At 64.5% G+C, this 26358-nt stretch carries 30 protein-coding genes; 20 read left to right on the top strand and 10 right to left on the bottom strand.

The genetic code is table 11. From position 1 onward, the window contains the following. Positions 1-50: 50 nt before the first annotated feature. Positions 51-1613 (top strand): hypothetical protein, encoded by a 1563-nt coding sequence (locus AAFP30_RS14910; RefSeq protein ID WP_419230700.1) that lies wholly within the window; start codon positions 51-53, stop codon positions 1611-1613. Here the strand turns inward: AAFP30_RS14910 and AAFP30_RS14905 are convergent. Together AAFP30_RS14905 and AAFP30_RS14900 are read right to left on the bottom strand one after the other, a co-directional pair. Beyond that, positions 1591-1758: a hypothetical protein gene (locus AAFP30_RS14905; RefSeq protein WP_419230699.1), complete on the bottom strand. Its 168-nt coding sequence runs from the start codon at positions 1756-1758 to the stop codon at positions 1591-1593. The two genes, AAFP30_RS14910 and AAFP30_RS14905, sit on opposite strands and share 23 nt — an antisense overlap. Before the next feature lie 700 nt (positions 1759-2458). Continuing rightward, a complete protein-coding gene (locus tag AAFP30_RS14900) occupies positions 2459-2905 on the bottom strand; it encodes a hypothetical protein (protein ID WP_419230698.1) in 447 nt (148 codons plus the stop codon). 65 nt (positions 2906-2970) lie between these two features. Here AAFP30_RS14900 and AAFP30_RS14895 point away from each other — a divergent pair, with 65 nt between their 5' ends. From AAFP30_RS14895 to AAFP30_RS14885, 3 genes are all read left to right on the top strand, one after another. Further along, on the top strand, positions 2971-3348 hold the full coding sequence (locus tag AAFP30_RS14895) for a hypothetical protein (protein WP_419230697.1): 378 nt from the start codon (positions 2971-2973) through the stop codon (positions 3346-3348). A gap of 257 nt (positions 3349-3605) precedes the next feature. After that, positions 3606-4016, top strand: coding sequence for a hypothetical protein (locus AAFP30_RS14890; protein ID WP_419230696.1), 411 nt, complete (start codon positions 3606-3608; stop codon positions 4014-4016). A gap of 578 nt (positions 4017-4594) precedes the next feature. Beyond that, on the top strand, positions 4595-4771 hold the full coding sequence (locus AAFP30_RS14885; RefSeq protein WP_419230695.1) for an alpha/beta fold hydrolase: 177 nt from the start codon (positions 4595-4597) through the stop codon (positions 4769-4771). A 282-nt stretch (positions 4772-5053) separates the two neighbouring features. Here the strand turns inward: AAFP30_RS14885 and AAFP30_RS14880 are convergent, their stop codons facing one another. Next, complete coding sequence (locus AAFP30_RS14880) at positions 5054-5926, bottom strand: phosphotransferase family protein (RefSeq protein WP_419230694.1); 873 nt, start codon at positions 5924-5926, stop codon at positions 5054-5056. Positions 5927-6025: 99 nt separating this feature from the next. Here AAFP30_RS14880 and AAFP30_RS14875 point away from each other — a divergent pair, with 99 nt between their 5' ends. Further along, complete coding sequence (locus AAFP30_RS14875; protein ID WP_419230693.1) at positions 6026-7087, top strand: TIGR03086 family metal-binding protein; 1062 nt, start codon at positions 6026-6028, stop codon at positions 7085-7087. Between the two features lie 90 nt (positions 7088-7177). Then, complete coding sequence (locus AAFP30_RS14870; RefSeq protein WP_419230738.1) at positions 7178-7909, top strand: flavodoxin family protein; 732 nt, start codon at positions 7178-7180, stop codon at positions 7907-7909. A gap of 112 nt (positions 7910-8021) precedes the next feature. Here the strand turns inward: AAFP30_RS14870 and zapE are convergent, their stop codons facing one another. Beyond that, on the bottom strand, positions 8022-9023 hold the full coding sequence (gene zapE / locus AAFP30_RS14865) for a cell division protein ZapE (RefSeq protein ID WP_419230692.1): 1002 nt from the start codon (positions 9021-9023) through the stop codon (positions 8022-8024). Between the two features lie 105 nt (positions 9024-9128). Then, positions 9129-10367 carry an amidohydrolase gene (locus AAFP30_RS14860; RefSeq protein WP_419230737.1) on the bottom strand — a complete coding sequence of 413 codons (1239 nt, stop codon included), beginning with the start codon at positions 10365-10367 and terminating at the stop codon, positions 9129-9131. Between the two features lie 143 nt (positions 10368-10510). Here AAFP30_RS14860 and AAFP30_RS14855 point away from each other — a divergent pair, with 143 nt between their 5' ends. The 4 genes from AAFP30_RS14855 to AAFP30_RS14840 all read left to right on the top strand — a co-directional run bounded on the left by AAFP30_RS14855 (position 10511) and on the right by AAFP30_RS14840 (position 13058). Continuing rightward, positions 10511-11593, top strand: coding sequence for an Lrp/AsnC family transcriptional regulator (locus tag AAFP30_RS14855; protein WP_419230691.1), 1083 nt, complete (start codon positions 10511-10513; stop codon positions 11591-11593). Positions 11594-11811: 218 nt separating this feature from the next. Then, positions 11812-12375 (top strand): amidohydrolase family protein, encoded by a 564-nt coding sequence (locus AAFP30_RS14850; RefSeq protein WP_419230690.1) that lies wholly within the window; start codon positions 11812-11814, stop codon positions 12373-12375. A 66-nt stretch (positions 12376-12441) separates the two neighbouring features. After that, positions 12442-12654 carry a CopG family transcriptional regulator gene (locus AAFP30_RS14845; protein ID WP_419230689.1) on the top strand — a complete coding sequence of 71 codons (213 nt, stop codon included), beginning with the start codon at positions 12442-12444 and terminating at the stop codon, positions 12652-12654. Beyond that, a complete protein-coding gene (locus AAFP30_RS14840; protein WP_419230688.1) occupies positions 12651-13058 on the top strand; it encodes a PIN domain-containing protein in 408 nt (135 codons plus the stop codon). Before AAFP30_RS14845 ends, AAFP30_RS14840 begins: the two co-directional genes overlap by 4 nt. 318 nt (positions 13059-13376) lie before the next feature. On the opposite strand, the gene AAFP30_RS14835 is transcribed toward AAFP30_RS14840, so the two are convergent. Together AAFP30_RS14835 and AAFP30_RS14830 are read right to left on the bottom strand one after the other, a co-directional pair. After that, entirely contained in the window at positions 13377-14540 is a 1164-nt protein-coding gene (locus AAFP30_RS14835; RefSeq protein WP_419230687.1) for a lipase family protein, read from the bottom strand. Between the two features lie 243 nt (positions 14541-14783). Further along, positions 14784-15467: a TetR/AcrR family transcriptional regulator gene (locus AAFP30_RS14830; RefSeq protein WP_419230686.1), complete on the bottom strand. Its 684-nt coding sequence runs from the start codon at positions 15465-15467 to the stop codon at positions 14784-14786. A 104-nt stretch (positions 15468-15571) separates the two neighbouring features. Between AAFP30_RS14830 and AAFP30_RS14825 the strand changes: the two genes are divergently transcribed. Genes AAFP30_RS14825 through AAFP30_RS14810 form a run of 4 tightly spaced genes read left to right on the top strand, consistent with a single transcriptional unit; the run spans position 15572 to position 20371 of the window. Then, positions 15572-16711 carry a VOC family protein gene (locus AAFP30_RS14825; protein ID WP_419230685.1) on the top strand — a complete coding sequence of 380 codons (1140 nt, stop codon included), beginning with the start codon at positions 15572-15574 and terminating at the stop codon, positions 16709-16711. Continuing rightward, positions 16708-17649: a fumarylacetoacetate hydrolase family protein gene (locus AAFP30_RS14820; RefSeq protein ID WP_419230684.1), complete on the top strand. Its 942-nt coding sequence runs from the start codon at positions 16708-16710 to the stop codon at positions 17647-17649. Before AAFP30_RS14825 ends, AAFP30_RS14820 begins: the two co-directional genes overlap by 4 nt. Beyond that, positions 17646-19208 carry a bifunctional 3-(3-hydroxy-phenyl)propionate/3-hydroxycinnamic acid hydroxylase gene (locus tag AAFP30_RS14815; protein WP_419230683.1) on the top strand — a complete coding sequence of 521 codons (1563 nt, stop codon included), beginning with the start codon at positions 17646-17648 and terminating at the stop codon, positions 19206-19208. The genes AAFP30_RS14820 and AAFP30_RS14815 overlap by 4 nt, the downstream gene beginning before the upstream one ends. After that, entirely contained in the window at positions 19205-20371 is a 1167-nt protein-coding gene (locus AAFP30_RS14810; protein ID WP_419230682.1) for an alpha/beta fold hydrolase, read from the top strand. Before AAFP30_RS14815 ends, AAFP30_RS14810 begins: the two co-directional genes overlap by 4 nt. A gap of 75 nt (positions 20372-20446) precedes the next feature. Here AAFP30_RS14810 and AAFP30_RS14805 read toward each other — a convergent pair whose 3' ends face one another. From AAFP30_RS14805 to AAFP30_RS14795, 3 genes are all read right to left on the bottom strand, one after another. Next, a complete protein-coding gene (locus AAFP30_RS14805; RefSeq protein ID WP_419230681.1) occupies positions 20447-20686 on the bottom strand; it encodes a type II toxin-antitoxin system PemK/MazF family toxin in 240 nt (79 codons plus the stop codon). 13 nt (positions 20687-20699) lie between these two features. After that, positions 20700-20909: a toxin-antitoxin system protein gene (locus AAFP30_RS14800; protein WP_419230680.1), complete on the bottom strand. Its 210-nt coding sequence runs from the start codon at positions 20907-20909 to the stop codon at positions 20700-20702. A 117-nt stretch (positions 20910-21026) separates the two neighbouring features. Further along, complete coding sequence (locus AAFP30_RS14795) at positions 21027-21620, bottom strand: TetR/AcrR family transcriptional regulator (RefSeq protein ID WP_419230679.1); 594 nt, start codon at positions 21618-21620, stop codon at positions 21027-21029. 247 nt (positions 21621-21867) lie between these two features. Between AAFP30_RS14795 and AAFP30_RS14790 the strand changes: the two genes are divergently transcribed. From AAFP30_RS14790 to AAFP30_RS14765, 6 genes are all read left to right on the top strand, one after another. Then, on the top strand, positions 21868-22548 hold the full coding sequence (locus AAFP30_RS14790; RefSeq protein ID WP_419230678.1) for a hypothetical protein: 681 nt from the start codon (positions 21868-21870) through the stop codon (positions 22546-22548). Further along, positions 22545-23375, top strand: a complete 831-nt coding sequence (locus AAFP30_RS14785; RefSeq protein ID WP_419230677.1) for an SDR family oxidoreductase — start codon at positions 22545-22547, stop codon at positions 23373-23375. The genes AAFP30_RS14790 and AAFP30_RS14785 overlap by 4 nt, the downstream gene beginning before the upstream one ends. A 147-nt stretch (positions 23376-23522) precedes the next feature. Then, on the top strand, positions 23523-23702 hold the full coding sequence (locus AAFP30_RS14780; protein ID WP_419230676.1) for a hypothetical protein: 180 nt from the start codon (positions 23523-23525) through the stop codon (positions 23700-23702). Positions 23703-23957: 255 nt separating this feature from the next. Continuing rightward, positions 23958-24599 carry a TetR/AcrR family transcriptional regulator gene (locus AAFP30_RS14775; RefSeq protein ID WP_419230675.1) on the top strand — a complete coding sequence of 214 codons (642 nt, stop codon included), beginning with the start codon at positions 23958-23960 and terminating at the stop codon, positions 24597-24599. Next, on the top strand, positions 24596-25114 hold the full coding sequence (locus AAFP30_RS14770; protein WP_419230674.1) for an SRPBCC family protein: 519 nt from the start codon (positions 24596-24598) through the stop codon (positions 25112-25114). The genes AAFP30_RS14775 and AAFP30_RS14770 overlap by 4 nt, the downstream gene beginning before the upstream one ends. 59 nt (positions 25115-25173) lie before the next feature. Further along, the gene (locus AAFP30_RS14765; RefSeq protein WP_419230673.1) at positions 25174-26319 is read left to right on the top strand and encodes a serine hydrolase domain-containing protein; all 1146 of its coding nucleotides are present in this window, start codon (positions 25174-25176) and stop codon (positions 26317-26319) included. Positions 26320-26358 lie beyond the last annotated feature (39 nt).

Raw genomic sequence — 26358 nt, 5'->3', positions numbered from 1 at the left:
GCATCCCCAAGTTGTTATTCTGCTGATGTGTCGAACCTGCAGAAAGGCGCATGAGCCGCCGTACGCTCACCGTTTTCGTTGACGAACTGGCGATCGAGGATGGTGCCATCCCGCCTCCCCGAATCGGTTCGATCTCCGTACTGGTGCTCGACTTCACCGAGAGTGCCGCACGACCCGCCGAATCGATGACCGTCCACGCGGTCCTCGACCTGCACCGCAACCCGCGACGCGCCCAAGCATCTCGGTCGGCACCCGAGCACTGGTACTGGACGGGCGATCTCCACGGCGACGGTTGGCAAGCGACATGGCGCGGCGAACGCCCGCTGACGGGGGCCGTCACTCTGACCGGTCATCTCTGCCATTGGTATTCCATCAGCTATCGGGGAAACAGTGAGGTCCGTGGTCGTGTCCAGCGAATTCAGGTGGTGTCGATCCCGTTTCACGCTCCGGCAGGTGCTTTCTGGGAGCCGATGCCGGCAGGCTCTCGTCGGTATCGAGATGTTGCAACAGCTCCGCGATGGTTCGATCGGGACGCACTGCACAATGGTTCGGTGACGGCCGGCGCGGTCGTCTACGGCGAGATCGGGGTCCTCGTCGAACTTGATCTCGATGATCTCCCGCCGCGGCCGGCGCGCCCCCGCGTTGTGCCGCAATCTGTTTCGGCGGGCGATCAGGGTGTCTGGGTCGTCGACGAGAAACTACCCGTCGCAGCGCTGATCACCGATGAGTCGGCCACCGAGTACTTGTTCTCGGGTGCCGTCGCTTCTGGGCGAACCATCCGCGCCACACCAACCGGCTGCACGATCACCGATGGCGACACCACGTTCAGCTGCACCAACGGCTTGCCGATTCGACAGATCGCCGGCAGCCCGTCACCCACGATCGACGCCATCTCACTCTACGTCGAGCAGATCTCCGATACGGGATGGCGGCTCGTCCTCGCATCGTCGCGCGGTGCGCGCACCGAGATCGGCGCGATTCTCCCCGGTTACGCACCGGGTTCGGTCATCGTGCACGGCGGCGCGTTCATCGTCGCTGTCGATTCACATTCCCCGCATCGGCACACGCGGCTCCTGCGTATCACCACCGACGGCCAGATGACGCTAGGGCCAGCCCTGCCCAACGATGGACGGCACGGACTCCTCGCCAGTCGGGTGTTCTCCCACCCGCTCCGAATCTTGCTCGACGACTGGGTGTTTCCAATCCACGACGATCTCGGCGCCGGCACGCCGATCAGATTGGGCCGCAGTGTGCTGGCCGCCGGCCAAGCCGGTGACACGGCGTGGATCGTCACCCATCCGCCCATCCCGAACCCGCACCGCAACGACCCGCGTTCGTGGTGGCCGCTTCCCGGGCCCACTGACTACGACATCGCCCGCGGTAAGTTCTGGCTGCTTACCCTGCTCGACACGCAGACTCTGCCGCTGGCCAGCTATCCCGTCGCCACCGCACACCCGCACCTGACCAAAGACCGACACGGCATCTACTGGATCACCGACTGCGGACTACGCCGACTCCCCGACAAACCGATGACGTGGTCAGAACCCGTGGATCTCGATGCCGCCATCACCCGGACAGTTCCACCGGGAGTCAACGCCGACCCGACACGGTGACCCCACGATCACGATTCACGCCGGAGCGGTTCTCCTCGACATGGACGGCACCTTGGTCGACTCGCACGCCGTGGTCGAACGCGGCGGTGGCGGTCACCGCCGAGGACGTCACGGCCAGCAAGCCGAATCCGGAGGGATTCCGCACGGCAGCAGTCGGGATCACTGTTGCGGCCGTCGCGGGTGGTCGAGATCTCGCTACGTCCGACGGAGAGACGGGGCTGCGGCTCGAGATCGTCGAGGGTGCGCGTGCGGCCGCCGGAATAACGAGCCAGTCTGCGCAGTTGCAGTACGCGACGGTGTTCGGATTCTCTGCCCCGGGCCCCACCCCATTTGCCGCTGCGAGCGGCCGTTTGCCGAGAGGCGCATTGACCGGACCCGTCGACCACGCCATGCGCCGTCACCGAATCTCATTGGGTGACGGCGCATGCCCTTCTCGAATACCAGGCGCGTTTCTGGCACGGCCGAGCCCTTGTACGTTGGACGGCTCGAGGTCGTCCGAGCACATCGAAAGGACGATTTCCGGCACCATTCAATCGTCGATCTCGGCCGCGTCGTGTCGTCGTAGATCGTCCAGTTTCGGCAGCGCAACCAGCCCGCGCCACCGCAGATCATTTCTCGACGATCTGATCGAGCCAAGCCGTCCGCCGAGCCGCCTGTGGCTGCGTCTGTTGTCGGACCCGGCCGTTGTGCTGCAAGCGGATCGGCCATCACGGGTCGTCTGGTCGTCACCACGGATCAAACGTCCCGACGCGCGCCATCGCATTCGACCTGCCTGCCGGGCGTGGTGGGACGGACTTGCGGTGGACGCTGAACGAGGACAGCACCCGTCCACCATGCTGATCCGATCAGGACACGGGTGCGGTATCGGGTTGCCGAGAGTTACGGCGCACCTGCACGCCAAGGTGTGCGGCCGAAATCACCAGCGCAACAACAGTCATGGGGGCACCCGCGAGCAACAGTAGAATCCAGAAGCCTGCCCAGTGCCCGAGGCCGAATCCGGCAAGCACTGCGAGGGCGGCGCACGCCAGCCACGACACCCAGACCCGTATGCACACCGCGGCGACCACCGGCGCCACCGCCAACAGAACACCGAGTTGAATCAGCGGCCAGACCCCCAGCGCGTCGATCATCGAGTCGTCACAGGTTGCTCCGCTGCGGACGCCCGACTCGTACAACGTGCCACTCTTGGCACATGAGAGCGAGACGGTACCGACGGGTTGGCCGGCCTCCCAGACGGTGAATACCGCTGCGAGTCCGGCCAATATCCACCATGCTGCTCGGACTGCCGCCACCACAGCAGGATAGCCCGATCAAAGCACGGTGGCGGATATGCTGAGCGAGACAGGAAGGCGCGAACATGCGGGCTGGGGTCCGTCGATGGGACATCGTGCGTGAAGCGCTGACGGTGCTGATCCCGGCGGTGGCCTTCATCGTCGGTTGCGTGCTGGCCTTCTACTCGGCCGTGTGGGCGCTGGTCACGGTTCCTGACCTGCCGGGTGCCTATGCTGTTCCGTCGTACGAGCGGGCATCGACGTTGCCCGGCCCGCCCATCGTGTACTGGCTCGTCTGGGCGACGCCACCGGTGGTCGTCTGTGGTCTCGGAGGATTGCTGCTCTGGCGGTGGCAGCGTGGACGCTGGGCCGTCGGCGCTCTCATGGTGGGTTTCACTCTCGTGTTCATGATGCTGGCGCTGATCTGGATCTCGATGGACGTCGGCGGATTTGCGCCGGACTGAGTTCACGACAGTCCGATCACCCGTGACACAGGCACCGCTGGGCACCCGGTCAGTTCTTGACCAGTCCCCCGAGGCCCGGGTCAGCAGAGTTACGGGACAGCGAGATTCTCGTCCGATACTCTCGTGTTCGCCCGGATATTTAGAAGTGCGAATGTCCGCAAACATAAGAGTCTGCAGGTCCCGGCGCTGCGCTACTATCGGCTAAATCCGGATCTGACACTCGGTGCCGGCGCTACGGCTGAGGAGGATGAGCACGAGTGAGTGACTGTGACGGGCAGGTCCCGCCGACGTCATCTGGCACCCGGGTACGTTCGTCGCAACCCGACTTCTGGCCATGGGTCTACGTCGTCGCGTCACCATTTCTGGCAATCCTGGCGGGCATGGTCGCGCTCGGCCTGACCAAGGGCGGCGGCGACTTCTGCGATCGGAGCCTGAGCGTGGCCGAGCGTGCTTCCGACGCGGCCCGCTGGCAGTGGTTGCTCAGCTCCGTCAGTGTGGTGATGCTCTGCGGTGGCGTATTCATGATCGCTCGCATAATTCTGTTGCGGCACAAAATGGATCGCTACCGCTGGCTCAGACTGGCGGCATCTGCGGCGGCGGTTCTCGTCGTCATGCTGGGCTGGGTGTTTGTGCTCGTGATCGGCGATCCGCAGACTGATTGTGGGTAGCGATTCGCCGAGCATTGCCACGCATCCTCGCTGATCACCTCGGTGAGGTCCTGCACTGCCATCGACCCACAGTCGGTGGCCACGACGGTGTCGCGGCGACCGCCAACCCATAGCCAACCTGGCGGTCGTGCAACGTGTTGCGTTGCTTCGGATTCGCGCCAGACACCTCGTCGCCAGCGACCCGCGGTGCTCTCACCCCGGCATCAAGGGCGCGAGTGAGCGATACGTTGAGTGATGATGCCAATTGGCTCACCCTCTGGTTTCCACCAGACGCACCGGGTCAAGATTGCCGATCTCGTTGTCCGACTGCGTCATTTGCGTGGAGGCCGCGACCGCATAGGCAACGTCGTGGAGTCGCGTGCCGAAGTCGACCGATGGAGGGTGCCGTTGAACTCGGCACGAAGCAGATGTCCCAACGGAATGATATCGCCTGGCTCCCCGTTGCCCGGCAACGGAACTCGAGGGAGATCGGTGCCACGCAGGAGGCCCAGGAGTCGCCACTGTCCCTCTCGTTCGCGCTCTTCTTCTGTCTCTAGTTCGACGGAAGCGAGGCCGCGGCCCACATTACCGCACCGACGTTGGTCCTCGGTGGGGGCCAGGACCACCTGATCCCACGTGCCGACATCGTGGACCTGGCCGACCGCATCCCCGAAGCCGCACTGTCGGTGTTCGACGACTGTGGGCACTTGATCAATTTCGAGCAACCGCAACGTTTCGACACCGAGGTCGCCGAGTTCTTGGGCACCGGCTGGTAGACGACAGCGGTGACGCTACTGGTAGCGGCGATCCAGAGAATGTTGTGGCACACCATAATTACGCCACTGGTCTAACTCAACAACGACAAACCCGAGCGTCGGATGAAAGCTGCCAGGTATGGCATGGAGAGCGGCCGACGGTACTTTCACAGCCAGGCTGGTGTCGTCGGCGTCGTCGTGGCTGGTCGCCCAATGCCAGACATTCGACCAATCGGGAGAAACTGTCGATACTTGTGAATACCCCACGGGGGCATCCGGTTCGGGTGGTGACGTGTTCGGTCGTCAGAGTCGGCCGGAGGCCGCTGCGACGAATTCGTCGAGGTGATAGTCAGGGACGTCGCCGGCCATGGACACTGCAGTCAGCAGATCCCAATAGGGGTGGTATTCGACCTGGCCGCTGGCGTGCATCCAGCGCTGCAGGAAGCGGTCGGCGACGATTTGTCCGTGGTGTATCGCTAGGTTCACACGGAAGTGCGCGACATCCTCCTCGACGGGGCCTGCGCACGATGAAACCCAATCGACCACGCCGGATATGACGTTGCGCCGCCAAAGGATGTTGCCGGGATGGAAATCTCGATGTGAGAACACCCGGTCGTGGCTGGGGCGTTCATCGTGGTAAGCAGCCAACGCGACGTCCCATGCCCAGCGGTGGCGAGTCCACGGTGGCGGCGCGTTCTCTGGCGCATAGGGCTCCCATGGACGCAATTGCTGGGGTGCCGGTGTGGAGTGGATGGTCATCATGACCGCGACCGTGGCATCCAACCAGGGGTCCAACTCTGGTGGATCCCACATGGGGGTGCCCGGGAGTGCGGTCATGAGTATCGTGGGCGCACCCGTGTCTTGCCCGTCCAGGTCTGCGGCAATGATGTGGGGCGCTGGCACTGCCGTGTCGGCTAGCAGGCCCAGGACCAGGGTCTCGTTGGCCGGAGCCCACGGTTCTTCGGAGATCCAGTCCAAGACGAATCGCTGCAAAACGACGTCGTCTTGGCCATCAAGCACGAGTCGGTGAATCGCGGTGGATTGGCCGCCTTGCAAAGGCCGCTGCGCAACGACCCGATGCCTTGTCTCACGCTCAACCCACGCCAGCACGTCCGGAGGGACTGGCGTGCGCAGCTGGTGGTGCAACGCATCATCGATGTCGAATCCGTACGGCATCACCCCATTCTGCCGAAGGGGCGGCCGGATTTTATGAACCGTCGGAGCACCGCGGTGCGGTGAGTTTCCCGTCCTCCCCAAGTCAGTCTCATCATGGGAGTGAGACGACTGAGCGATGTCATCGATTTCCGCGACGCATGCGCGGACCTGAGCCGACTGGTGGAGTCGGTGTCCGACGACGTCCTGGCCGCGCCGACGCCGTGCGCCGACTACGACGTCGCCGGACTGCTCGAGCATGTCGAGGAGTTCGCCACCGGGTTCACCGAGATGGCCGGAGCCCAACTCGATGTCGACCGGATTGATGCCGTGCGAACCCCCGCCGAGCGTCGACTCGTGGCCGAACACGTGCTGGGACTCGGTCGCGCGTGGGCGGTCCCCGACCCCTGGGTGGGTGATACCGACAACGGCGGGCTCGCACTCAGCAACGCCGTTTGGGGTCGCATCGTCCTGACCGAGGTGATCGTCCATGGATGGGATCTCGCCGTCGCGACCGGTCAACCCTTCGACCCGCCCGCGGAGCTGGTCGCGGCGTGCCACGATCACGTGGCGGTGTTCGTCCCCGACGCCCCGGTTCCGGCTCTGTGGGGTACTCAGGTCGCGCTCGACGACGTCGACCTGCTCGAACGAACTGTGGCGATCACCGGGCGTGATCCACGGCCGTGGCGTGAACCGGAGCGCACCAACCGATCCGGCCGAACCGACGTCGCATCGCTGGTGGTCCGAGCACCGCTGACACGCGTGTTCGCGGCTCTCGTCGATCAGGACGCACTCGTCGAATGGCTTCCGCCCGCGGGTATGACGGGGCACTTCGCGCACTTCGATGCCCGCAGCGGCGGGGCATATCGGTTGACGCTGACCTACGACGACGCCCCCGCGTCGGGTGGCAAATCCAGCGTCGATTCCGATGTGGTGCAGGCACGTTTTCTCGAGATCGTGCCTGATGACCGGGTGGTTCAGGCGATCGATTTCGAGTCGGACGATCCATCGTTCGCCGGCACGATGACGATGACCTGGTCGGTCTCCGCCGTCGAGAATGGTACGCGTGTACAGATCACCGCCGAGAACGTGCCGCGGGGCATCGCCGCCCGGGATCACGAGGATGGGATGACCTCATCCCTACGTCAACTCGACGCCTTCGTCACGGGATCGGTCCGAACGTGACGGCATCCGAGACCTGCAGCGGGCATCACGTGTACAGATGTGCAGGTCGTCTCCGCGAAACCCGCATGTCACGCGCCTAAGAGCGGGACAATGACGACTGTGTCCGAGCCGAAACCGCCCGCCGACTACAGCGACTTGCGGGCGCTGGTCATCAACTGCACGTTGAAGCCGTCGCCCGAGGTGAGTAACACTCAGGGGCTGATCGACATCAGCACACGGATCATGGCCGCGCAGGGCGTTGACGTGGAGGTCATCCGGGCCGTCGACCACGACATTGCCACCGGAGTCTGGCCCGATATGCGTGAACACGGCGCGGCGACCGATGACTGGCCCGAGATCTTCGAAAAGGTGCTCGCGTCGGAAATCCTCGTCTTGGCCGGTCCAATCTGGTTGGGCGACAACAGTTCGGTGATGAAGAAGGTGCATGAACGGCTCTATGGTGGATCGCATCTCCTCAATGATGCCGGGCAGTACCTGTATTACGGCCGGGTCGGTGGGTGTCTGATCACCGGCAACGAGGACGGCGTCAAGCATTGTGCGCAGAATGTGCTGTACACCCTGCAGCACATCGGCTACACGATCCCGCCGCAGGCCGACGCCGGCTGGATCGGTGAGGCTGGTCCGGGGCCTTCTTACCTCGATCCCGGCTCGGGTGGTCCGGACAACGATTTCACCAATCGCAACACCACTTTCATGACGTGGAACCTGATTCACCTCGCCCGCGTGCTCAAGGATGCCGGCGGGATCCCTGTGTATGGCAATATCCGCTCGGGCTGGGATGCAGGGTGCCGCTACGATTTTCAGAATCCGGAGTACCGCTAGGCTGACTGCGTCCGAGTTGCGGCGCGGCACCGCAACGAGCTCGTCTGACTTCGGTGGCGCATTGTTACCAGTTGCGCTGTTCAACAGTCGATTTCGCTGAACGACGTGGTCGCTACTTGCGGAGCAGCTGCATGCGGCTGCTCATGCGAAACGCGTCGGGTCGACCGTTGGTCGCTGAGCTGAGAAACTCGGTCAACCTGTGGGGTGAGACGAATGAGACGCAGACGTCGGTCTCCACGAGGATGTCAACGAGATTGATGAAGCGTTGCTGGGCCTCCGGGTGTGCGTCGTCGAACCGCGGGATTTCAGAGATCACCCAGTGTCGGTAGGTCCGCGCCCACTGCAGATACTCGATCGCCGATACCGGTGACTCGCAGAGCTGAGCAAAGGTGGCGACCAGCTGTCCGGGACGCACGGAGAGGACCGGGAACCGACGATCTCGGACAGCAAGCGATGCCGGCTCGGAGGTGGCAGATATGGAATCAGCCGCTATGGTCCACTCACCAGCAGCGAATCCCCGATCGTGGCTGTGCTCGACGGTCCGGTAGTCAATTGTCCCAGTGAGTTCGAAGATGTCGAGATGCGTTTTGATCAACGCAATACCGGGCTCGAAGACGTGGTGCCAGATAGGGTTTGGCAGCAATGAATCGGGAGCGTAGTTCGACGTGACCACCACGGTGATTCTGCGCTTGCAGAAGTAGTCGAGAAGCCGCGTCAAGAGTCGAGCGTCTCCGGGATCGTGCACGTGAAGCTCGTCGAATAGCAGCAAACGGCTTCGCCCCGTGACATCGTCGATCGCCCGCTGCAAAGCCTGGCTCTCATCACGACGGTCATGAAGACGGCGGTGCAGATCGTCGAAGAAGCTATGGAAATGCACGCGAGCCTTCCGCGAGGTGGGCACTGCGTTGAAGAACGCGTCGGCCAACCATGATTTGCCGCGCCCAGCCGGTCCATGGATATACAGACCACGCCGTGATCCAGACAGACTGCGCAGCGGCGACTCCAGGTCAGCCAGCCGTTCAACGAGTTCCTGCTGCTTGGGATCCAAGACGATCCCTCCGCGCGCAGCGGCCGCGCTGATCCCGGAGATGACGACGCTTGGACGAGAAGACACCAAGCGATAGTGCCACCTACCTTCGACCAGATCGGGCGCATGTGACCGACCTCGCTCGCGGCGAGTTTCCGGCGCAGCAGGGGCCTACTCGTCCCACTTCAACTGCTACATATTAGGTGAGTTCCACGCCGCCGCCGCCGCGAGCAACGCTTGAATGCCGGTCTGCAGCGTGGGGTCGATGATCGGGGCGAAGAACGGGGAATGATTGGTCGGCACCGCCGCGGGCAGTGCCGAGCGTGCGCCGATTTCCTTGGTGTCGTTGTCGCCGAACAGCTTCGGGTCGGTGCCGCCGAAGTGCCAGAACACCGACGGGCAGCCGGCGGCGTCACCGAAGACGCCGAAGTCCTCGCTGCCCGCCAGCGGCCGCAGCATGGCCTGCACCCGGTCGGGTCCGAACGCGCCGGTCAGGGCATCGACGACCGTCTCGGTAGCCGCCGCGTCGTTGACGGTCAGCGGAAAGTTGTTCAGCGCAGTGTATTCGGGTTCTTTGGGAGCGCCCGACACGGTCGCCTCACCGTCGACGATGCGGTGGATCGCGTGCAGGACGTTGTCGCGCACCGCCTCGTCGAACGTGCGGACGTTGATCTTCAGTTCGGCCTCACTGGGGATGATGTTCTCCTTGTGGCCGCTGTTGAACGAGCCCACAGTGACCACCGCGGAGTCTCCGGCGGCCACTTCTCGCGCGACGATGGTCTGCAGCCGGCCGACGACGGCCGCGCCCATCACGATGGGGTCGACGGTGTTCTCGGGGCTCGAGCCGTGTCCGCCACGACCGAACAGCCGGATGCGGAAGCTGTCGGCAGCGGCCATTATGGTGCCGGGGCGCGTCACCACGGTACCGGCGGGCATTGGTCCGACGTGCTGTCCCAGGCACACATCGGGTCGCGGGAACCGGTCCAGGAACCCGTCGTCGATCATCGCCTGCGCGCCCTGAGCGGTCTCCTCGCCCGGCTGGAAGACCGCGACGAGGGTGCCGCACCAGGTCGACCGGTCGGCGGCGAAGATCGCGGTGGCACCGAGTAGGCAGGTCACATGCACGTCATGGCCGCATGCGTGCATGAGGGGCACCTCGCGACCGTCCGGGTCGATGCCGGTATCGGTGGAGGCATAGTCGAGCCCGGTGTCCTCCTGGACCGGCAATCCGTCCATGTCGGCGCGGAGCAGAACCACTGGTCCGGGCCCGTTCTGCAGGACTCCGACCACTCCGGTGCTGCCGACATGCTCGGTGACGTCCCAGCCCTGGGCGCGCAGTGTGTCGGAAACAATAGCGGCGGTGCGGGTTTCGGCCATTGACAACTCCGGGTGCCGGTGCAGGTCCTGGTACAGCTCGGTCAGGCCGGGCATCAGCAGGTCGATGCCGGACTCGGCCGGCGTGCCGGTGGGCAGGGTGTGGGCGTGGGGACTGACCGTTGTCATCGGAAACCCTTTCCTGGGAAGACTGATCGGTGGTGAGCTCTCACTGCCGAGGAGAGTTCATACTAGGAAGCATGCAAGTCAACTCCTCGCAGATGCTCGATTCCGACAGCACGACGTCGGATTCGCTGGAATCCGACAGTTCGTCGGGTGGGGCTGTGGACGGTGTGCGGTTCGACGAGGTCGACTTGGCGCTCATCGAGGCGCTGCAGATCAATCCACGGGCGCCGTGGGCGCGGATCGGGGCCGCGTTGGACATGAGCGCATCGACCGCGGCACGACGATGGGAACGCCTCACCGATGCCGGTCTCGCCTGGGTCACCGCTTACCACGACCCGACGCAGTCGGTGGTCGCCTACCTGGAACTCCAGTGCAGACCAGCCGACCTCGAACCGCTGATCGGGCACCTCACCGAACTGCCCTGGGTGTTCAGCGTCGAACAGGTGGCCGGCGACTTCGATCTGTTCCTCGGCGTCGTCGCCACCGATCCACCGGCGCTGGCTCGTGCCATCGGCGATCTGGCGGCGCTACCGGCACCGGCCCGGGCGGTGACCACCCGGATGTGCCTGCACCTGTATCGGGAGGGCAGTGACTGGCTCGTGCGGACCCTCGACCGCGACCAGCGCACGACCCTCGATCCGGCGACCACCCACCGTGATCAGGGTCCGGCCGCGGGCGCCGATGAGGAACTGCTGCGCGCACTGAGTGAGGATGGCCGCCGCAGCTTCACTGAGCTGTCGGCCATCACCGGCATCGCCGAACCGACTGCGCGCCGCCGGGTGCAACGCATGCTTCGCCGCGACGAGATCACCCTGCGGTGCGACTTCGCGCAACACCTCGCCGGCTGGCCGCTGGTGGTCACCTACCGGATGAACGTGCCCTCCGCACAGCTCGACACTGCGGGCCGTACCCTTGCCCGGCACCCCGACGTGCGTTTGTGCGCGTCGGTCACCGGACGGTGCAACCTGTTGCTGTCGACGTGGGCGCGGTCGAACGACGAAGGCGCGCACTTCGAAAGTTCTCTGGGACAGCTCATTCCGGGGCTGCAAGTCCTCGAACGCACGGTCACGTTGCGCACCGTCAAGCGGATGGGGCGACAACTCCTCGGCCCCGGCGGCACCGCTACAGGTCACGTCCCGATCGGACTCCACGTGTGACGATGAGCCTGGAGGTCTCTGCGGCTGTTCAGGTCGGTGTCGCGCAGACCGACTACGGACTCTCGGCGTGAACACACAAAATGCACCAACCGCACACAGAATCCCGTGTGTAGACGGGATAAATCGTGTGCCATTGGCTCCAAGGCCGGCATCACTGTCCTCAACCAGCCAGCCGCGCCATCAGTCGCTTCAACAACGATGGGCGAGGACGTATAGCGGTGCCCCAGAGTCGGTTCCAGGCGTCGGTGATTCACGCGGCGTCGGTCGGTGCCTACGACATGGCCGTCCACGCCGGCGCCGATTTCATCACGCACCTCCCCATCGACGGACCGCTCACCCCCGGCTCGCTGGCCGCGATGAAGGCCGCGGGTCAGATCGCGGTGCCGACCACGACGATGATGAGTGGCATCCTCGCCGGCCGCGCACCGCTCGACGGACTGCTCGGCAACCTACGCGCGGTGGTGGATTCGGGCATCGAGGTTTTGGCGGGCACCGATTCGAACGCGTCGCCGGGCGTGCCCGCCCAGATCCGGCACGGCTCGAGCCTGCACGAGGAGTTCGGATTTATGGCACAGGTCGGCATGCGCCCCATCGACATACTGCGGTCTGCGACAATCCTTCCCGCGCAGGCCTTCGGACTCACCGATCGCGGCGCCATCGTGGTGGGAAAGCGCGCCGACCTGGTGCTGATCGACGGGGGTCCACTCGCCGAGATAGCGGCGACAACCGCGATCCGCGCCGTGTGGTGCGGGGGTGCCGCGCAGTCGAGGATCAAGCTGTGAGGAATACCGGGAGATTGCTGTCCGTGCAACGACGGGTGGCTTACCACCGGTGGTACCATGTATGGCATGGCCAAGACCACCCTGTACCTCCCGGACGATTTGAAGCGTGCCATCGAACTCGAAGCACGCCGGCAATCGCTTCCGGAGGCAGAGATTGTGCGGCAAGCATTGCGAAAAGCTCTGAGTGGTAACACACCTCGGCCCCGGGGTGCGCTGTTTTCAGGCACTGAACCCATTGCGGAGCGTGTCGACGAGCTGCTCGAGGGTTTTGGCGAGTGATCGTCGACACGAGTGCGCTGCTGGCCTACTTCGACGCAGCTGAGCCACAGCATGAAGCTGTCTCGGTGGTGATCGATGCATCGGATGAGCCCTTGGTTGTGTCGCCGTACATTGTGGCCGAGCTCGATTACCTCGTGATGACCCGCCATGGCTCTCATATTGAAGGCATCGTGCTCGATGAACTGACCTCGGGTGCTTGGGAACTCGCCGTGATGCCGCGCGAGCGGTTGTCGGCCGCGGCGGCGATCGTTCGACAGTATTCAGACATACCCGTCGGTGTGGCCGACGCGTCAAACATCGTCCTGGCCGACGTGTATCGGACCAAGACGATCGCCACTCTCGATCACCGACACTTCACCGTCCTTCGCCTCGGCGACGGTTCAGCGCCATTGATCGTTCCGTAAACGGCCTGCCGAAACTTCCGCCACCGATCGACCGGACATTACTTCGTGTGGACCTTCTGTGCCCGTTGGACTTTGGCCTCGCATGTTCCCGGGTGCCAACGCCAGTGTGTAGGCGACGTGGATACCGTGGATGCGGATGACTCCCTTGTCGACGATTAGTGTGCCCGAATCTTCGGCAGTGAACTCTCCGACGGCCGTGCTCTGCCCGAGGGCGGCCAGCGGCCCACCGAAGGTTCCGCAACAGTCGGGGTTCGGCGATGCTGAGCTGAACCACGCTGTCAGCGCCGATCACACCAGTCCGGTGCTTCCACGGACTGATCAGCACGCACTCGGGGCGGGCGTGCGCGCGAAGCGTCCCGCGATCCAGTTGACGGCTCCGGGAAAGCCCGTCACCCACAGAGTGGCGTGATCTCCGGCTTCGGTGACCGACTGCACCTTCAGTCCTCGTGCGCAGTACCGGGCTGCGAGTTTGTTGACGTTGGCCGGTTCGACGAGTTCGTCGGCACTGGCGTTGTAGTAATAGCTGGGTGCTCGTGGGGCGCCGAGGGCACCGGCGTTGTTCTTGGCGAAAACGACCGTGACGGCCGGCACGAAGAGGGGGTCGATGCCATTCATTGTGTACGACTGGACGCGTTGAAATGCGTAGGCGGCGGTGTATTCGAAGACGCACACGGCAGCGATCCTGTTTCGGAGTTGCCTGCCCCTCGCGTTGAGCATGTCGCCGATTCCCATGGTGGGATAGGCGCGTTCGAGGCCGAATAACTTGGCGAACACGACCCCGGAGAAGAGTCGCCCGTTGGCGCCGCGCAGTACCTGGCTTTCCTCGGCCCCCAACCCTCCCATGGCGGCTCCGACGATGTTGAGTTCCGGTGGATAGGTCGGGGCGAGTTCGTAGGCGGCCTCCGTACCATGAGCCCCGCCGGAGTAACCGGTCAGTGCCACCGGTGTCGCCGGGCCGCCAAGTCCTGCTGGGGCGAAGTTTTCGGCGGCGCGGATGCCGTCGAGCGTGCCGTGGCCCTCGACGTAACTTGCGCCCCATGGGTGATCGGGTCCGAGGTAGTCCGGAACCACGACCGTCCAGCCTTGATTGAGGAGGACTGCGATGAACGGGATCTCGAGACTGCTCCCGGAGCGCAACTGGTACGACGGATCGCACCGGTGGGACAGACTGTCGATCGCGGGCTGATAGGACACCAGCTTTGGCGACGATGTGCGGGACAAAGGTTTGAGGACCGTGGCAACGTTGGCTTGGGGCGCACCGGTGGTGTCGGTGCTGACGTACTTGAGTTGGTAGGCCGTGTACGGCAGTTTGACTCCAGCAACACCGATATCGACGGGGCGACTGTTGAGGAGCTGCCCGTGTGTGCGGCCGGTGAACGACGCCGGCTGCGAGTAGAAGGGATCATTGCGCGGGTCTGGGACCGGCTCCGCGTTGGCAATGCCCGCAGGTGCGCACAACACCACGGTCACGAGGGCGGCCATCAACGCGCCCGTAAGATTTCGACGAAGTGCCACGGTAATCGGCCTCGATGTCAACGACAGTATGGGAGAACGTCTACGACCGCTTGCATCTGACCGGCCGCCGGGCCAGTGGTGTTGACAAGTCTCCTCCGGTGCTGCGGATATGTCACGGCTGGTTTGACTAGGTAACTACCCCTGCGCAGACCGATCACGATGAGCATCGCGCCGATCGCGCCCGCAGACCCGCCAGTTCTGACGTAAGGGTCAGAGCCTACGCACGTTGTCGATCGTCGGAAGTGGACGTGCGCATAGTTCGGCGGCATCCCCGGCCGACAGGCCCAGCCCGCGCAGCACCTGTCGTGTCACCGAATCGGCGGCTTGCGCATCATCGCGATCGGGCTGCACCAGGATAAGCTGCGCCAAACCTATTGCTGCACCGGCCACCACGGCGACGGCGGCGTCGAGATCGTCGACGGCGAAGCGGTCGGCATCGATGCCGGCCCTGATGTCGCGGGTGGCGCGCGGGACGAGACCGTGATCGGACGCGAAGGCCCGGCTTCCCCGCGCGAGGATGATCAGACTGAGTTCCGGTTGGCGCCGATGGATTCGACCGGTCAGTCGAAAGCTCTGGGCGAACGCCTCGGCGGGGTCGGCGAGGCCCGAAGTCAGCTCGTCCATGAGGGCGCCATGCGCTTCCAACGCCGCGTCGACGGCCGCGTCGAAGAGTTCCTCCTTCGTGCTGAAATGGTTGTAGAACGAGCCATTACCGACGTCGGCCGTCGAAGTGATATCGAGGACCGATACATTCGTCCGTCCTTCGACCAGGAATTTCTGGCCGGCCCGGATCAACGCCGCACGGGTGTTCGCCTTGCGGCGCTCGGTCCGGCTGAGGCTTTCGGCACCGCAGGCGTCGGTCACGCTCACATCACTTGTCACTTCCTGGCGCACGCCCTGAGACTATCCGATGGTCAGTTCTGACGAATTCGTCAGAAGTCCTTGACTGACGATCCAGCCGGATGTGACGATTTGGTCAGACACGTAGGGAGGTGGCGATGACCGCATTGCACGACGTTCACGATGGGCTGCATGCCGAGGATAGGGCGCTGCGCGGCGAGCATCCCGGCCGGCACCGTGACCCGGTGATCAAGGTCTACGATCTCGCATGGCTCGAGTTCGAGAAGCCTGATCTGGTCCAAACTGCCGGATTTGCAACAGATTTCGGGTTCACCTCCACCCTGCACACCCCGGACGAATTGCATCTGCGCGGTACCGAGGCCGGACCGCCGTGTGTGATCGTGCGCCGCTCTCATCGATCGGCGTTCGTCGGCCCGGCGTTCCGCGCGGCCGCTGATGCGGACGTGCATCGCTTCGCCGAGGCCGCCGGTGCCACGGTGGAACGACTCCCGGACACACTCGGTGGTGTGGCGGCGACGACCCGAGATCCGAGTGGCGCCCTCGTGCGGATCGTTTCGGGGTTCACCGAATACCCCGAGTTGCCGGCCCCTCCGGAGTGGGTCGACTACAACATGGGGCGCCACCACCCGCGGGTCAACCACACTCAGCGCGCACCCCGGACTCCTGCCCTGGTCGAACGCCTCGGCCATGTGGTGCTGCAGTCCAATCGCTATCTCGAGACGCTCAACTGGTACTTGGAACATCTGGGCCTGATCGTCAGCGACTTCATGTTCTATCCAGGGCAGCGTGAGCGTGGGCCGGTGATGAGCTTCATCCGGTGCGATCGCGGTGGCGAACCGGCCGACCACCACACGCTCGCAATGATGCTGGGACCAGCTAATCGCTATGTGCACTCGGCATATCAGGTCCGCGACCTGGATACGCTTGCCGCCGGAGGCGAATACCTCCGCGAGAAGGGCCGCTACCGGTCCTGGGGCATCGGCCGCCACATCCAGGGCAGCCAGATCTTCGACTACTGGCGTGATCCCGATGGATTCCTGGTCGAGCATTTCACCGACGGCGACCGCTTCGACGCGTCGGTCGAAGCCGGGTGGGCCGCGATGAGTGCGTCCGGCCTGGCGCAGTGGGGGCCGCCGGCGACCGCGGACTTCCTCGGTGTCGCTCCGGGCAAGGAGTCGTTGCGGGAATTGCGGGCGATGGTGTCGTCGCTGCGCTCGCCTGACAACGAGTTCGATGTCCAGCGGCTCCTCGGACTGCTGAAAGTGGCCAAGTCATGAGCTTTTCCGTGCTGCGGACCGCCGATTCGTGGTGGGTGCAGGTGCCCGGTGGGGCGCGCCCGATCGACACCGATGCCACGACCACCGCCGGACTGTTGGCCGACCGTCGCACGATCGAGGTCGCCGCCGGCGGCGACGGTCCCCTCACCGATCCGGCGATCCTGTCGCTGATCTCACCGGTCACCACGCCGTGTCGGGTGATCGCACAGATGACCAATTACGTGTCGCACGTCCGTGATTCCGGGATGGATCCCGACAAGGTGCCGCTCACCTTCTTTCGGAAGTCGTCGGGTTCGATCAGCGGACCCTACGACGACGTCATCCGGCCCGAGCACGTGACCCTCCTCGACTACGAAGTGGAGATCGGTCTGGTATTCGGCGAGACCGTCGAGGTCGGTACCTGCGTCGGTGAGGCTGATCTATCGAGGATCATCGCCGCGCTCGTCGTCACTGACGACATTTCCGCACGCGACGTTCAACTCCCCAAAACCCAGTTCTACGAAGCGAAGTCATACCCGACGTTCACCCCGACCGGCCCGGCGCTCGTGGTGTTGGAGGACGGCGACCTCGACCGCTTCACCGACCTGCGCCTCACCCTGCGGGTCAACGGGGAGATCCGTCAGGATGCCGGTGTCGACGACATGATCTATCCCCCGCTGCACGCCCTGCAGGCGCTGTCGCGATTCCAGCGTGTCGATCCCGGCGATCTGCTGCTCACTGGCACCCCCGGCGGTACGGCCCTGGTCGCCCCGCCCAAACCGGTCGAGGTCATCGGCTCCCTGCTACCGCCACATATCAAGTGGAAGAGCTTCTTTCGGCGTCAGTCCAGCAATCCTCGCTACCTACAGGACGGCGACATCATCGAGGCATCGATCGCCACTGAGGACGCACATCTCGACCTCGGCATCCAGCGCACCACCGTCAGGTACGCACAGTGAGCCGGTGGCCGGTGGTGATCGTCGGCGCCGGTCCCACCGGTCTGACCGCTGCTGCGCTGTTGGCCGATCTCGGCGTCGAGGTGCTGTTGGTGGAACGCTGGGACGGGATCTACCCGCAGCCGCGGGCCGTCCATCTCGACGATGAGGTCTATCGCATCCTGGACCGCATCGGGGTCGCCGACGAGTTCGCGCGGATCTCGCGAGCCGGGCGGGGACTGCGGTTGCTCGACCCACGCCATCGGGTACTGACGGAGTTCTCGCGGTCAACCACCGCCGGCAAGCACGGGTATCCCGCGGCGTCGATGTTCGACCAGCCCGCACTCGAGGCCGTGCTGCGGGACGCGGTGGCTCGCCGTGACTGCGTCACGCTGCGGTCGGGTGCGGAGGTGACCACGGTCCTGCACGAGCGCGACGGTGTGCGGGTCAGCATGACCGACCGGCGCACCGGCGCGGTGGACGTGGTCCGGGCGCAGTTCGTGCTCGGCGCCGACGGGGCCAACAGCATCGTCCGCGCCCAGATGGGAAGTCGTTGGGAGGAAATGGGTTTCACGCAGCGGTGGATGGTGGTCGACATCGAGACCACCGCCACCCTCGATCAATGGGAGGGTGTCCATCAGGTGTGCGACTCGCACCGGGCGGCCACCTTCATGCGCATCGGCGACACCCGGTACCGGTGGGAGTTCCAGCTGCGCGACGGCGAGAAGAGCGCCGACTTCCAGACGACGGAGTCGCTCGAACCGCAGATCCGTCCCTGGCTCGGTGACATTGCACTCGACCGACTGCACCTCGTCCGCGCCGCCGACTACACCTTTCGGGCCTGCGTCGCCGACCGCTGGCGGGACCGACGAGTGTTCCTGCTCGGCGATGCCGCCCATCTGACACCACCGTTCATCGGCCAAGGCCTGGGGTCCGGCGTGCGGGACGCGGCGAACCTGGCCTGGAAGCTGGCTGCGGTGCTGCGCGCGGACCTGACCCCCGACATCCTCGACAGCTACGAGGAAGAACGCAAACCCCATGCGGCAGCGCTGATTCGGCTCGCGGTCACCATGGGGACGGTGATGACTCGCGGGGGCGCCGCCGGCGACCGGCTGCGATCGGTGCTCGCCCCGCGGCTGGGCAGGATCGGCGGCTTCGTCGACCTCGTCACCGACAGCGTGACACCAGCCCTCGAGCCGTCGTACTTCGTGCGGCCCGGCGAGGTCGGCCGACGACTTCCCGCGGCCCTGCGCGGCCGGATACCCGGCGGTGCGCACCTGGCCGGGTCCTTGTGCCCCACCGTCGAGGCCGGCCGCGGGTCGACGCGACTGGATCAACTTCGGACGTGTGGGTTCCTGGTGATCACCGCCGACGAGCCGACAGCCTGCCAACGCGCCGAGATCGAGCGCCGCGGTGCCACGCTGATGGTGGTCACCGACGGCAGTGCACTGGGACGGTGGATGATCGACAGCGGTGCCCGCGCGGCGATCGTGCGTCCCGACCGAACCGTGATGATGGCCGCCGCCAGTGTGGCCGGAATCTACACCCATCTTCCGACAATGTCAGTGAGGCAATTGCTTTGAGCGCACCATCGTCCGGCGAACCGACCCACAACCATGGGCGCCGCGGCCTGAGTCGTCGCGCGTTCGTCATCGCCTGTGGGGCCTTGCTCGGCGCGGGTGCCACCCTCCGGGGCGCCGGACTCGGACAGGCGGCACCGCCCATCGGCAAGGTGATGCCCACCGGGATCGCCGTCGACGCACAGTGGCACGCCGCCGTCGCACGCGCCGGATACCGCGAGAAGGTGGCGACTGTCAACGGCGTGCGGTTCAGCTACCGGGAAGGCCCGCGACACGGCCCGGCCCTCGTCCTGCTCCACGCGCAACAGATGGACTGGTTCTCCTACAGTCGAGTATTGCCGACGCTGGCCCAACACTTCCATGTCTTCGACATCGACTACCAAGGCCACGGCACCACCCGCACACCGCACGGATACCCGATGACCGCCAACCGGATCGGCGCCGACCTGGCGGCGCTCCTGGAATCGGTGGTCGCCGGACCCGCCTTTGTCACGGGCAACTCCTCGGGCGGTCTGCTCACCGTCTGGCTGGCGGCGAACCGACCCGATCTCGTCCGGGCGGCCGTACTCGAGGATCCTCCCCTGTTCTCCGCCGAATACCCACGGATCAAGAAGACCATCGCCTACCGTGATTTCACCTCCAGTAACAAGGCCGTCGTGCATCCGGTCGACGACTTCCTCCTGTTCTGGATCAACGACAGTCGAGAGTTCTTCGATCAGAACGTCTTTCCGGGATCGAGCGTGGTCCTCACCGAGGCGGTCAAAGCGCAACGACTCATCCGGCCCGGCCAACCCGTCGAACTCGACATCGTCGGCAACGACATGATCCGATTGTTCTTGCGCGGTATGGATCATCAGTACGATCCGCATTTCGGTGCCGCGTTCTATCGCGGGACGTGGAACGCCGATTTCGACCATGCAACCGCGCTGGCCATGATCGAGGCGCCCTCGCTGCTCCTGCATGCCAACTACTCGTGGACCGACGGCGACATTCTCTTCGGCGCAATGGATCAGAAGGACGCCGACAAGGCGATGTCGTTGCTGCGCAACGGAACCTACCGGCGCATCGACGCAGAGCACGTCACGCATCTGGACAAGCCCGACGAGTTCCTGGCCATCACGCAGAGCTTCTTCGCCGCGCTTCAGTCCGGTTCACCGCGCAGGTAGCGAGAGGAAATCACGCAACCACTCGTCAACCTCGTCCATGGTCTCGACGTCGACGACCCCGATGACGTTGTGAAGTCATTCGCGAGTGACTGTGCGCGGTTGCTCCGTCATCGCGAATGTAGGTCGTGTCGGCGTGAAGGCGGGTCCGCGAAGGGGTACATGATTGGGCCATCCCCGCTCGATTGTCGTGGTGGGCAGGATGATTGCGAGTGAATCGGCCTGCTCCAGATAGAGGTCGCTGGCAACGATGAGCGCTGGGCGCCGCCCGGCCTGCTCACGCCCGCGAGTGGGGTCCAACTCGGCCCACACGACCATCCCCCTCCGTAGATCAGCCGACATCGTCACCCGAACTCAGCGCGGTGTCCCAGTCCCTGAACTCGTCCCAGTAGTCCGCGGTGGCCCCTCGAACTGCCCGGCCGAAGGCTTCCATGCGCTGTCGGCGCTCATAGCCGTCGAGCAGCTTCTCGATGAGTCCAGCTGCGGTGACACCATGTGCTTCGGCATCGCGATTGATACGGTCGCGAAGTTCGATGGACACCCTGGAAGGCCCGGCACGGGTCGCAAGTGCCCGAACTTACTCGATGGATGTCCGACGAAACTCTGTGACCGCATAGTCTGCGGAATCCCCGTCGTAGCGTCGACGTTCGGCGTTCTTCTAGCTGTGCTCGTTGTCTATGCGTGACCGTGCGATCCCCGCTGCTGACGCACCCAACGTCAACCACAACATAGTCAGGTCATCGGCGAGTTGATCACGGGTCACCGGCAGCGTGCCTTCGGCCCAGGACAGAAGGGCTTGTGCTGTACCGCCGATGACAAATGCCGGTGCGGTCCGAGCGAGGGAGTCCGTCTCGAGACCGACATCGTGAATTCTCCGGGCGTGCTCAATGAGGATCGCGGTCAGGCTGTTCATTGCCTCAGCGCGATGCATGTCCGCAGCGGCTGTGCCGGCGGCCCCTCCGAGTAGCACACGGGCTTTGCGGAGGTCTGTGCCGAGCACGCTGATCACGGCATCTACGGAAAGCCGCGCCTGCTGTTCGAGCGGGCAGTCCAGGGCTCCGAGATAGGCTGCGACCGCTGCCTGTCCGACCTCGGCGGACACATCATCGATCGTGCCGGTCGCCAGGTCATCCAGGCTGCTGAAGCTCTCATAGAAATACCGCTTGTTGAGTTGCGCGGCACTGCACAGACCTGCGACCGTTGCCGATCGCCACCGAGTCTCGGCCATCGCGGTGAGGGCAGCGTCGATCAATGCGGCACGTCGTCGCGCCACGCGCTCCGGAGCGGACTCGCCCGCATAGTTGCGCTCACCATTCATCGGTCTCACCTCGTCCATCCTTGCACCGTGGATCCCGTCGCACGGCATGCGCCGCGCGGGAACGCAGCAAACGGGGACGTCCGCGCGCCTGACTGATTCGGGCGTTGACAACTTCAGCGTCTATCTGGGACTGTTTGGTACCAGTTTGATCCGGAACCTTCATGCAGCCATAGGACGGTCGATGAGCGCAGCGTTGCCGAACACCGAAGATGTCAGCGAGACTCCCCTGCCGGCCCCGCTTGAGATGCTCGCGGAGTTGCGGTGTCTCGCCGCCGACAGCCCGACGCGTGCGCGCGTCGAGACGTGGGAGTACGTGCGAGGCCTTGGCAACAGGGGCGATCGCGCCGCGTTGTCGGAGTTGTTCGGGGCAGGTCTCGAGCCGCGAGATCTTGATGGCAAACTCGAGGGACAGATCGTCGGGAAACTCTTCGGCATTCCAGAGGCCAGCCTTGCGAACCCGTTGATGAAAATCGACCCCACCTGGCGAGGCAAGTCGTTCGACCTCGCGAGTGGTACTGGACTGAACCGCCTCTCGCCGATTGCAGCAGTGGTGATGCCCATCATCACCTTCGGATACTTCCGCTTACGTCCCAGAGACGGCGAGATGGAGGGGTTCAACTTCGATCACGCGGCCAGTGATGGTCTCATTGAACCGCGGGTCCGGGTTCGTGCGCTGGATTACGCTGTGCCGCAGTACCGGAACCCGGGGGTACGGACCTTCCCCATTCGCAAGACCCGAGATGAAATCGTCGAGTTGACGCCGGGTGTGTACCTCGGTCGTGCACTGCTGCTCGCCGCGCGTGGGAAGCCACGGTTGATTGCCTACTTTGCGTTACGCCACCCGGTGGGGAGTCGATTGTGATTGACCTGGCTGGTGCACGGGTGTGCATCACGGGCGGGGCCCGCGGAATCGGTGCGGCCACCGCGGCGCTTGCGATCGAGCGTGGCGCGAGTGTGTGGATAGGCGACCGTGACCTGCCGGCGGCGGCAGATGTCGCTGCGAACCTGGGAAACCAAGCGCACGCCATCCGTCTTGACGTGACCGACACTGCGTCCTTCCGGGAGTTCATCGAGACAGTTTCCGACGACGGTCCGATCGACATGCTGGTGAACAACGCAGGCGTACAGCACATGGGCCGATTCGTCGAGCAGGACCTCGATGCTCTTCACCGCGAGTTGGATATCAACCTCCGGGCAGTCCTCACCGGTACGCATCTGGTCTTGCCCGCGATGATCCGTCGCGGCAGCGGGCACGTCGTAAACATCTCCTCAATGGCCGGAAAGGTGACCACGCCTGGAATCGCGACGTACTGTGCTTCGAAATTTGGTGTCGTTGCACTGGATCGGGCCATCCGAGCGGAGCTTGTCGGAACAGGCGTCACTTTGACCACCGTCATGCCGGCAGCGACTCACACGGACCTCACGTCCGGCATACGCTTGCGCCTGCAGCCGACGCTTGAACCTCGTGAAGTAGCAACCGCCGTAGTCGACAGCGCACGCCATGGCCGCGGAGAGGTCACCGTGCCGCGCTATCTCGCACCGATGAGCCTGATTGAGGAGCTCATCCCGGCTCCAATCATGTGGCGGCTCAAGCGCTTCGTCGGTGGCGCGGATTACGGTGCGTTTGATGCGGACCAGCGGAGGTCCTATCTTGAACGCACCAAATCTGCACGAGCTGAGTCGCAATAGTCGGCCCGTAGTCACCGTCGACGAAACGTGTGCGCGACTGCCACCACCGCACGCGAATCGTCATGGAGAACCAACCGCCTCGCTACCAGCATTCGGTGAGCGCCGATGCTTGGCGCCGCCGACATGATCCGAGTGATCTTGTGCGGTATGGATCAGTACGATCCGCGTTTCGGTGCCGCCCTCTATCGCGGGACGTGGAACGCCGATTGCGGCCATGCAACCGCGCTGGCCATGAGGCGCCCTCACTGCGCCTGCATGCCAACCGACGGCGACATTCTCTTCGGCGCAATGGATCAGAAGGACGCCGACAAGGCGATGTCGTTGTGAAGTCATTCGCGAGTGACTGTGCGCGGTTGCTCCGTCATCGCGAATGTAGGTCGTGTCGGCGTGAAGGCGGGTCCGCGAAGGTACATGATTGGGCCATCCCCGCTTGATTGTCTTGGCGGGCAGGATGATTGAGAGTGTATCGGCTAGGGTCAGGTCGAGGTCGCCGGCAATGATGGGCAGTGGTGGTCGCCCGAGCTGCGAAGTGGCGCCGAAGCAAACCTTGACATTCCATAGCTACGGCTACACCATATAGCCATGGCTACGACACTGAGCCAAGGTGACCGACTCACCCGCCGTCGCATCGCGGCAATGGATGAGGCCCTCGGCCACGCGAGTGACATCGTCATCGCCGACGGTGTCGGTGCTGTCTCGATCTCCGAGGTCGCCCGGCGTATGGGCATGAAGCCTCCGTCGCTCTACAAGTACTTCCCCTCGTTGCATGCGTTGTACGACGCATTGTTCGCCCGCGGACAGAGATTGGAGAACGACTTTGTGGCCGAGGCGGTCCGCGCCGTCGAACCCGGACTGCAAGGCCTGCTCGCCCGATCGGAGGCGTGTATTCGCTGGGCCATGACTCGCGACGGTCGTGCGTTCGGGCCACTTCTCTACTGGCGTCCGATTCCCGGGTTCGAACCCAGCCCGGAGTCCTTCGAGCCCAGCGTCGAGATGGTCGACGGATTCCGGTCTGATGTGACGGAGGCCGTCCACCGGCGCGAACTCGCACCGTGGGCAGACAACGACGACACGGTGAGGCTGCTCAGCACTCTCGTCTCCGGCATCTGCTCCCAGCAGATGGCCAACCAACCGCTGGCCTCGTTCGAGGACGGCATCTTCTCAAGCCTGACGACATCGGCGCTGACGATGTTCGTCCGGTACCACCAGGAGGAAAAGCCTTGAAACAGCAACTCACCACCGACACCGTCGAGCGATTCGTGAACGCGACACCGCAGGCGGTCTACGACCTGGTGTCCGACGTGACCCGCACCCCCGAACTCAGCCCGGACGTCGTGAGCTGCACCTGGCTGGACGGTGCGACGGGTCCCGCTGTCGGGGCACAGTTCAAGTCCGTCAACGATGGTCGATCGCGGCCGAACTGGTCGAACAAACCGATTGTGGCCGTGTGTGATCCGGGCCGTGAGTTCGCGTTCCGGCGCACCGAGGCGTTCGCCGGCACGATCCTGTGGCGCTACGAACTCACGGCCGAGAACGGCGGCACCAGGATTCGCGAGTCCTATCTCGCCGAGAACCCGGTCTCCCCTGTCGGCTGGTTCATCATCGGCGTTCTCTACGGCCGCAAGGACCAGGCGGGCGACCTGCGTCGCGGCATGAAGGCCACCCTCGAGCGGATCGCCGAGATCCTGGAGCCACCCGTCTCCAGTGCGGAACCCACCACTGACGCCGCGGCGAGCTGAGCGTGCAGGTTACCGACATGACCGTTGCATCGAGATCTCGTCTGGCAATTGGTGTCGTTGTGAGTGTGGTGGCTGTCGCCGTTGCGGGCTGTTCGGCGTCATCGAGTTCGACGACGCCGACCTCCTCGTCGGTAGCGTCCACCACCTCGACGACGATGGACGCTGCTGACGCCGCAGCGTTGCAGAAGGTGCTCGACGATACGCGGGTCCGATCGGGGGCGCCGGGTGCGTTGGCCCGCATCATCTCTGTGGACGGCACCTGGACCGGCGTGTCGGGGACCACGGCGGCGGGCGGCACCTCGAAACCTGTTGCGACCGATCACACCCGCGTCGGGTCGCTGACCAAGACGATGACGGCGACGGTGCTGCTGCAGTTGGTGCAGGAGGGAAAGGTTTCCCTGGACGACCCGATCGGCAAATACGTGCCGGGCGCGCCGAACGCGTCGGCGACTCTGCGTCAGGTCGCCGACATGAGCAGTGGCATCCCGTCCTACACCGCGTCGAACTCCTTCACCGACACCTACTTCGCGCACCCAGAGCAACCCTGGCAGCCTCAACAACTCGTCGACATCGCCAAGTCCATGCCCATGGTCTTCCCGCCCGGGAAGGGATGGCAGTACTCCAACACCAATTACGTGCTGTTGGGCATGACGATCGAGAAGGTGCTCGGCCAACCGATCGGCGAGGTCTTCGAACAACGCTTGTTTGGTCCATTGGGCATGGGCGACACCAGCTTTCCCGGTGATTCGACCGCGATCGCGTCGCCCTATCTGTCGGGCCTGACCAACCAGGGCCAGCCGGCGGGACACAACGTCGACTCCACGCACTGGAATCCGTCGATGGCGTTCACCGCGGGCGCGGTGATCTCCACGCTCGACGACTTGCAGAAGTGGGGTGCCGCGCTGTTCACCGGGACGGGCATCCTCGATGCGAAAACCCAACAGCTGCGCCGGGATTCGATCCTACATTCGCCACCACCAAACGGTCCGACGGCCGGCTACGGAATCGGTATCGGCGACCGCGACGGATGGTGGGGCCACGACGGCGACCTCCCCGGCTACAACAGCGTGCTGTTCCACAACTACGACAGCGACACCACGGTCATCGTACTGACCAACACCGACAACAGCACCACGATCGATGGCGAGCCGACACCGGCCGCGCAGGCGATCTTCGCGGGCTTGTCAGCGGCGCTGCCGAAGTAGCTCGCCTGTCGGGCATCACCTGAGATCAGACCGGCAACT

Origin of the sequence: Gordonia sp. CPCC 205515 (assembly GCF_048537925.1) — a bacterium.
Taxonomy (GTDB): domain Bacteria; phylum Actinomycetota; class Actinomycetes; order Mycobacteriales; family Mycobacteriaceae; genus Gordonia.
This window is presented reverse-complemented; position numbering and strand designations above follow the sequence as displayed.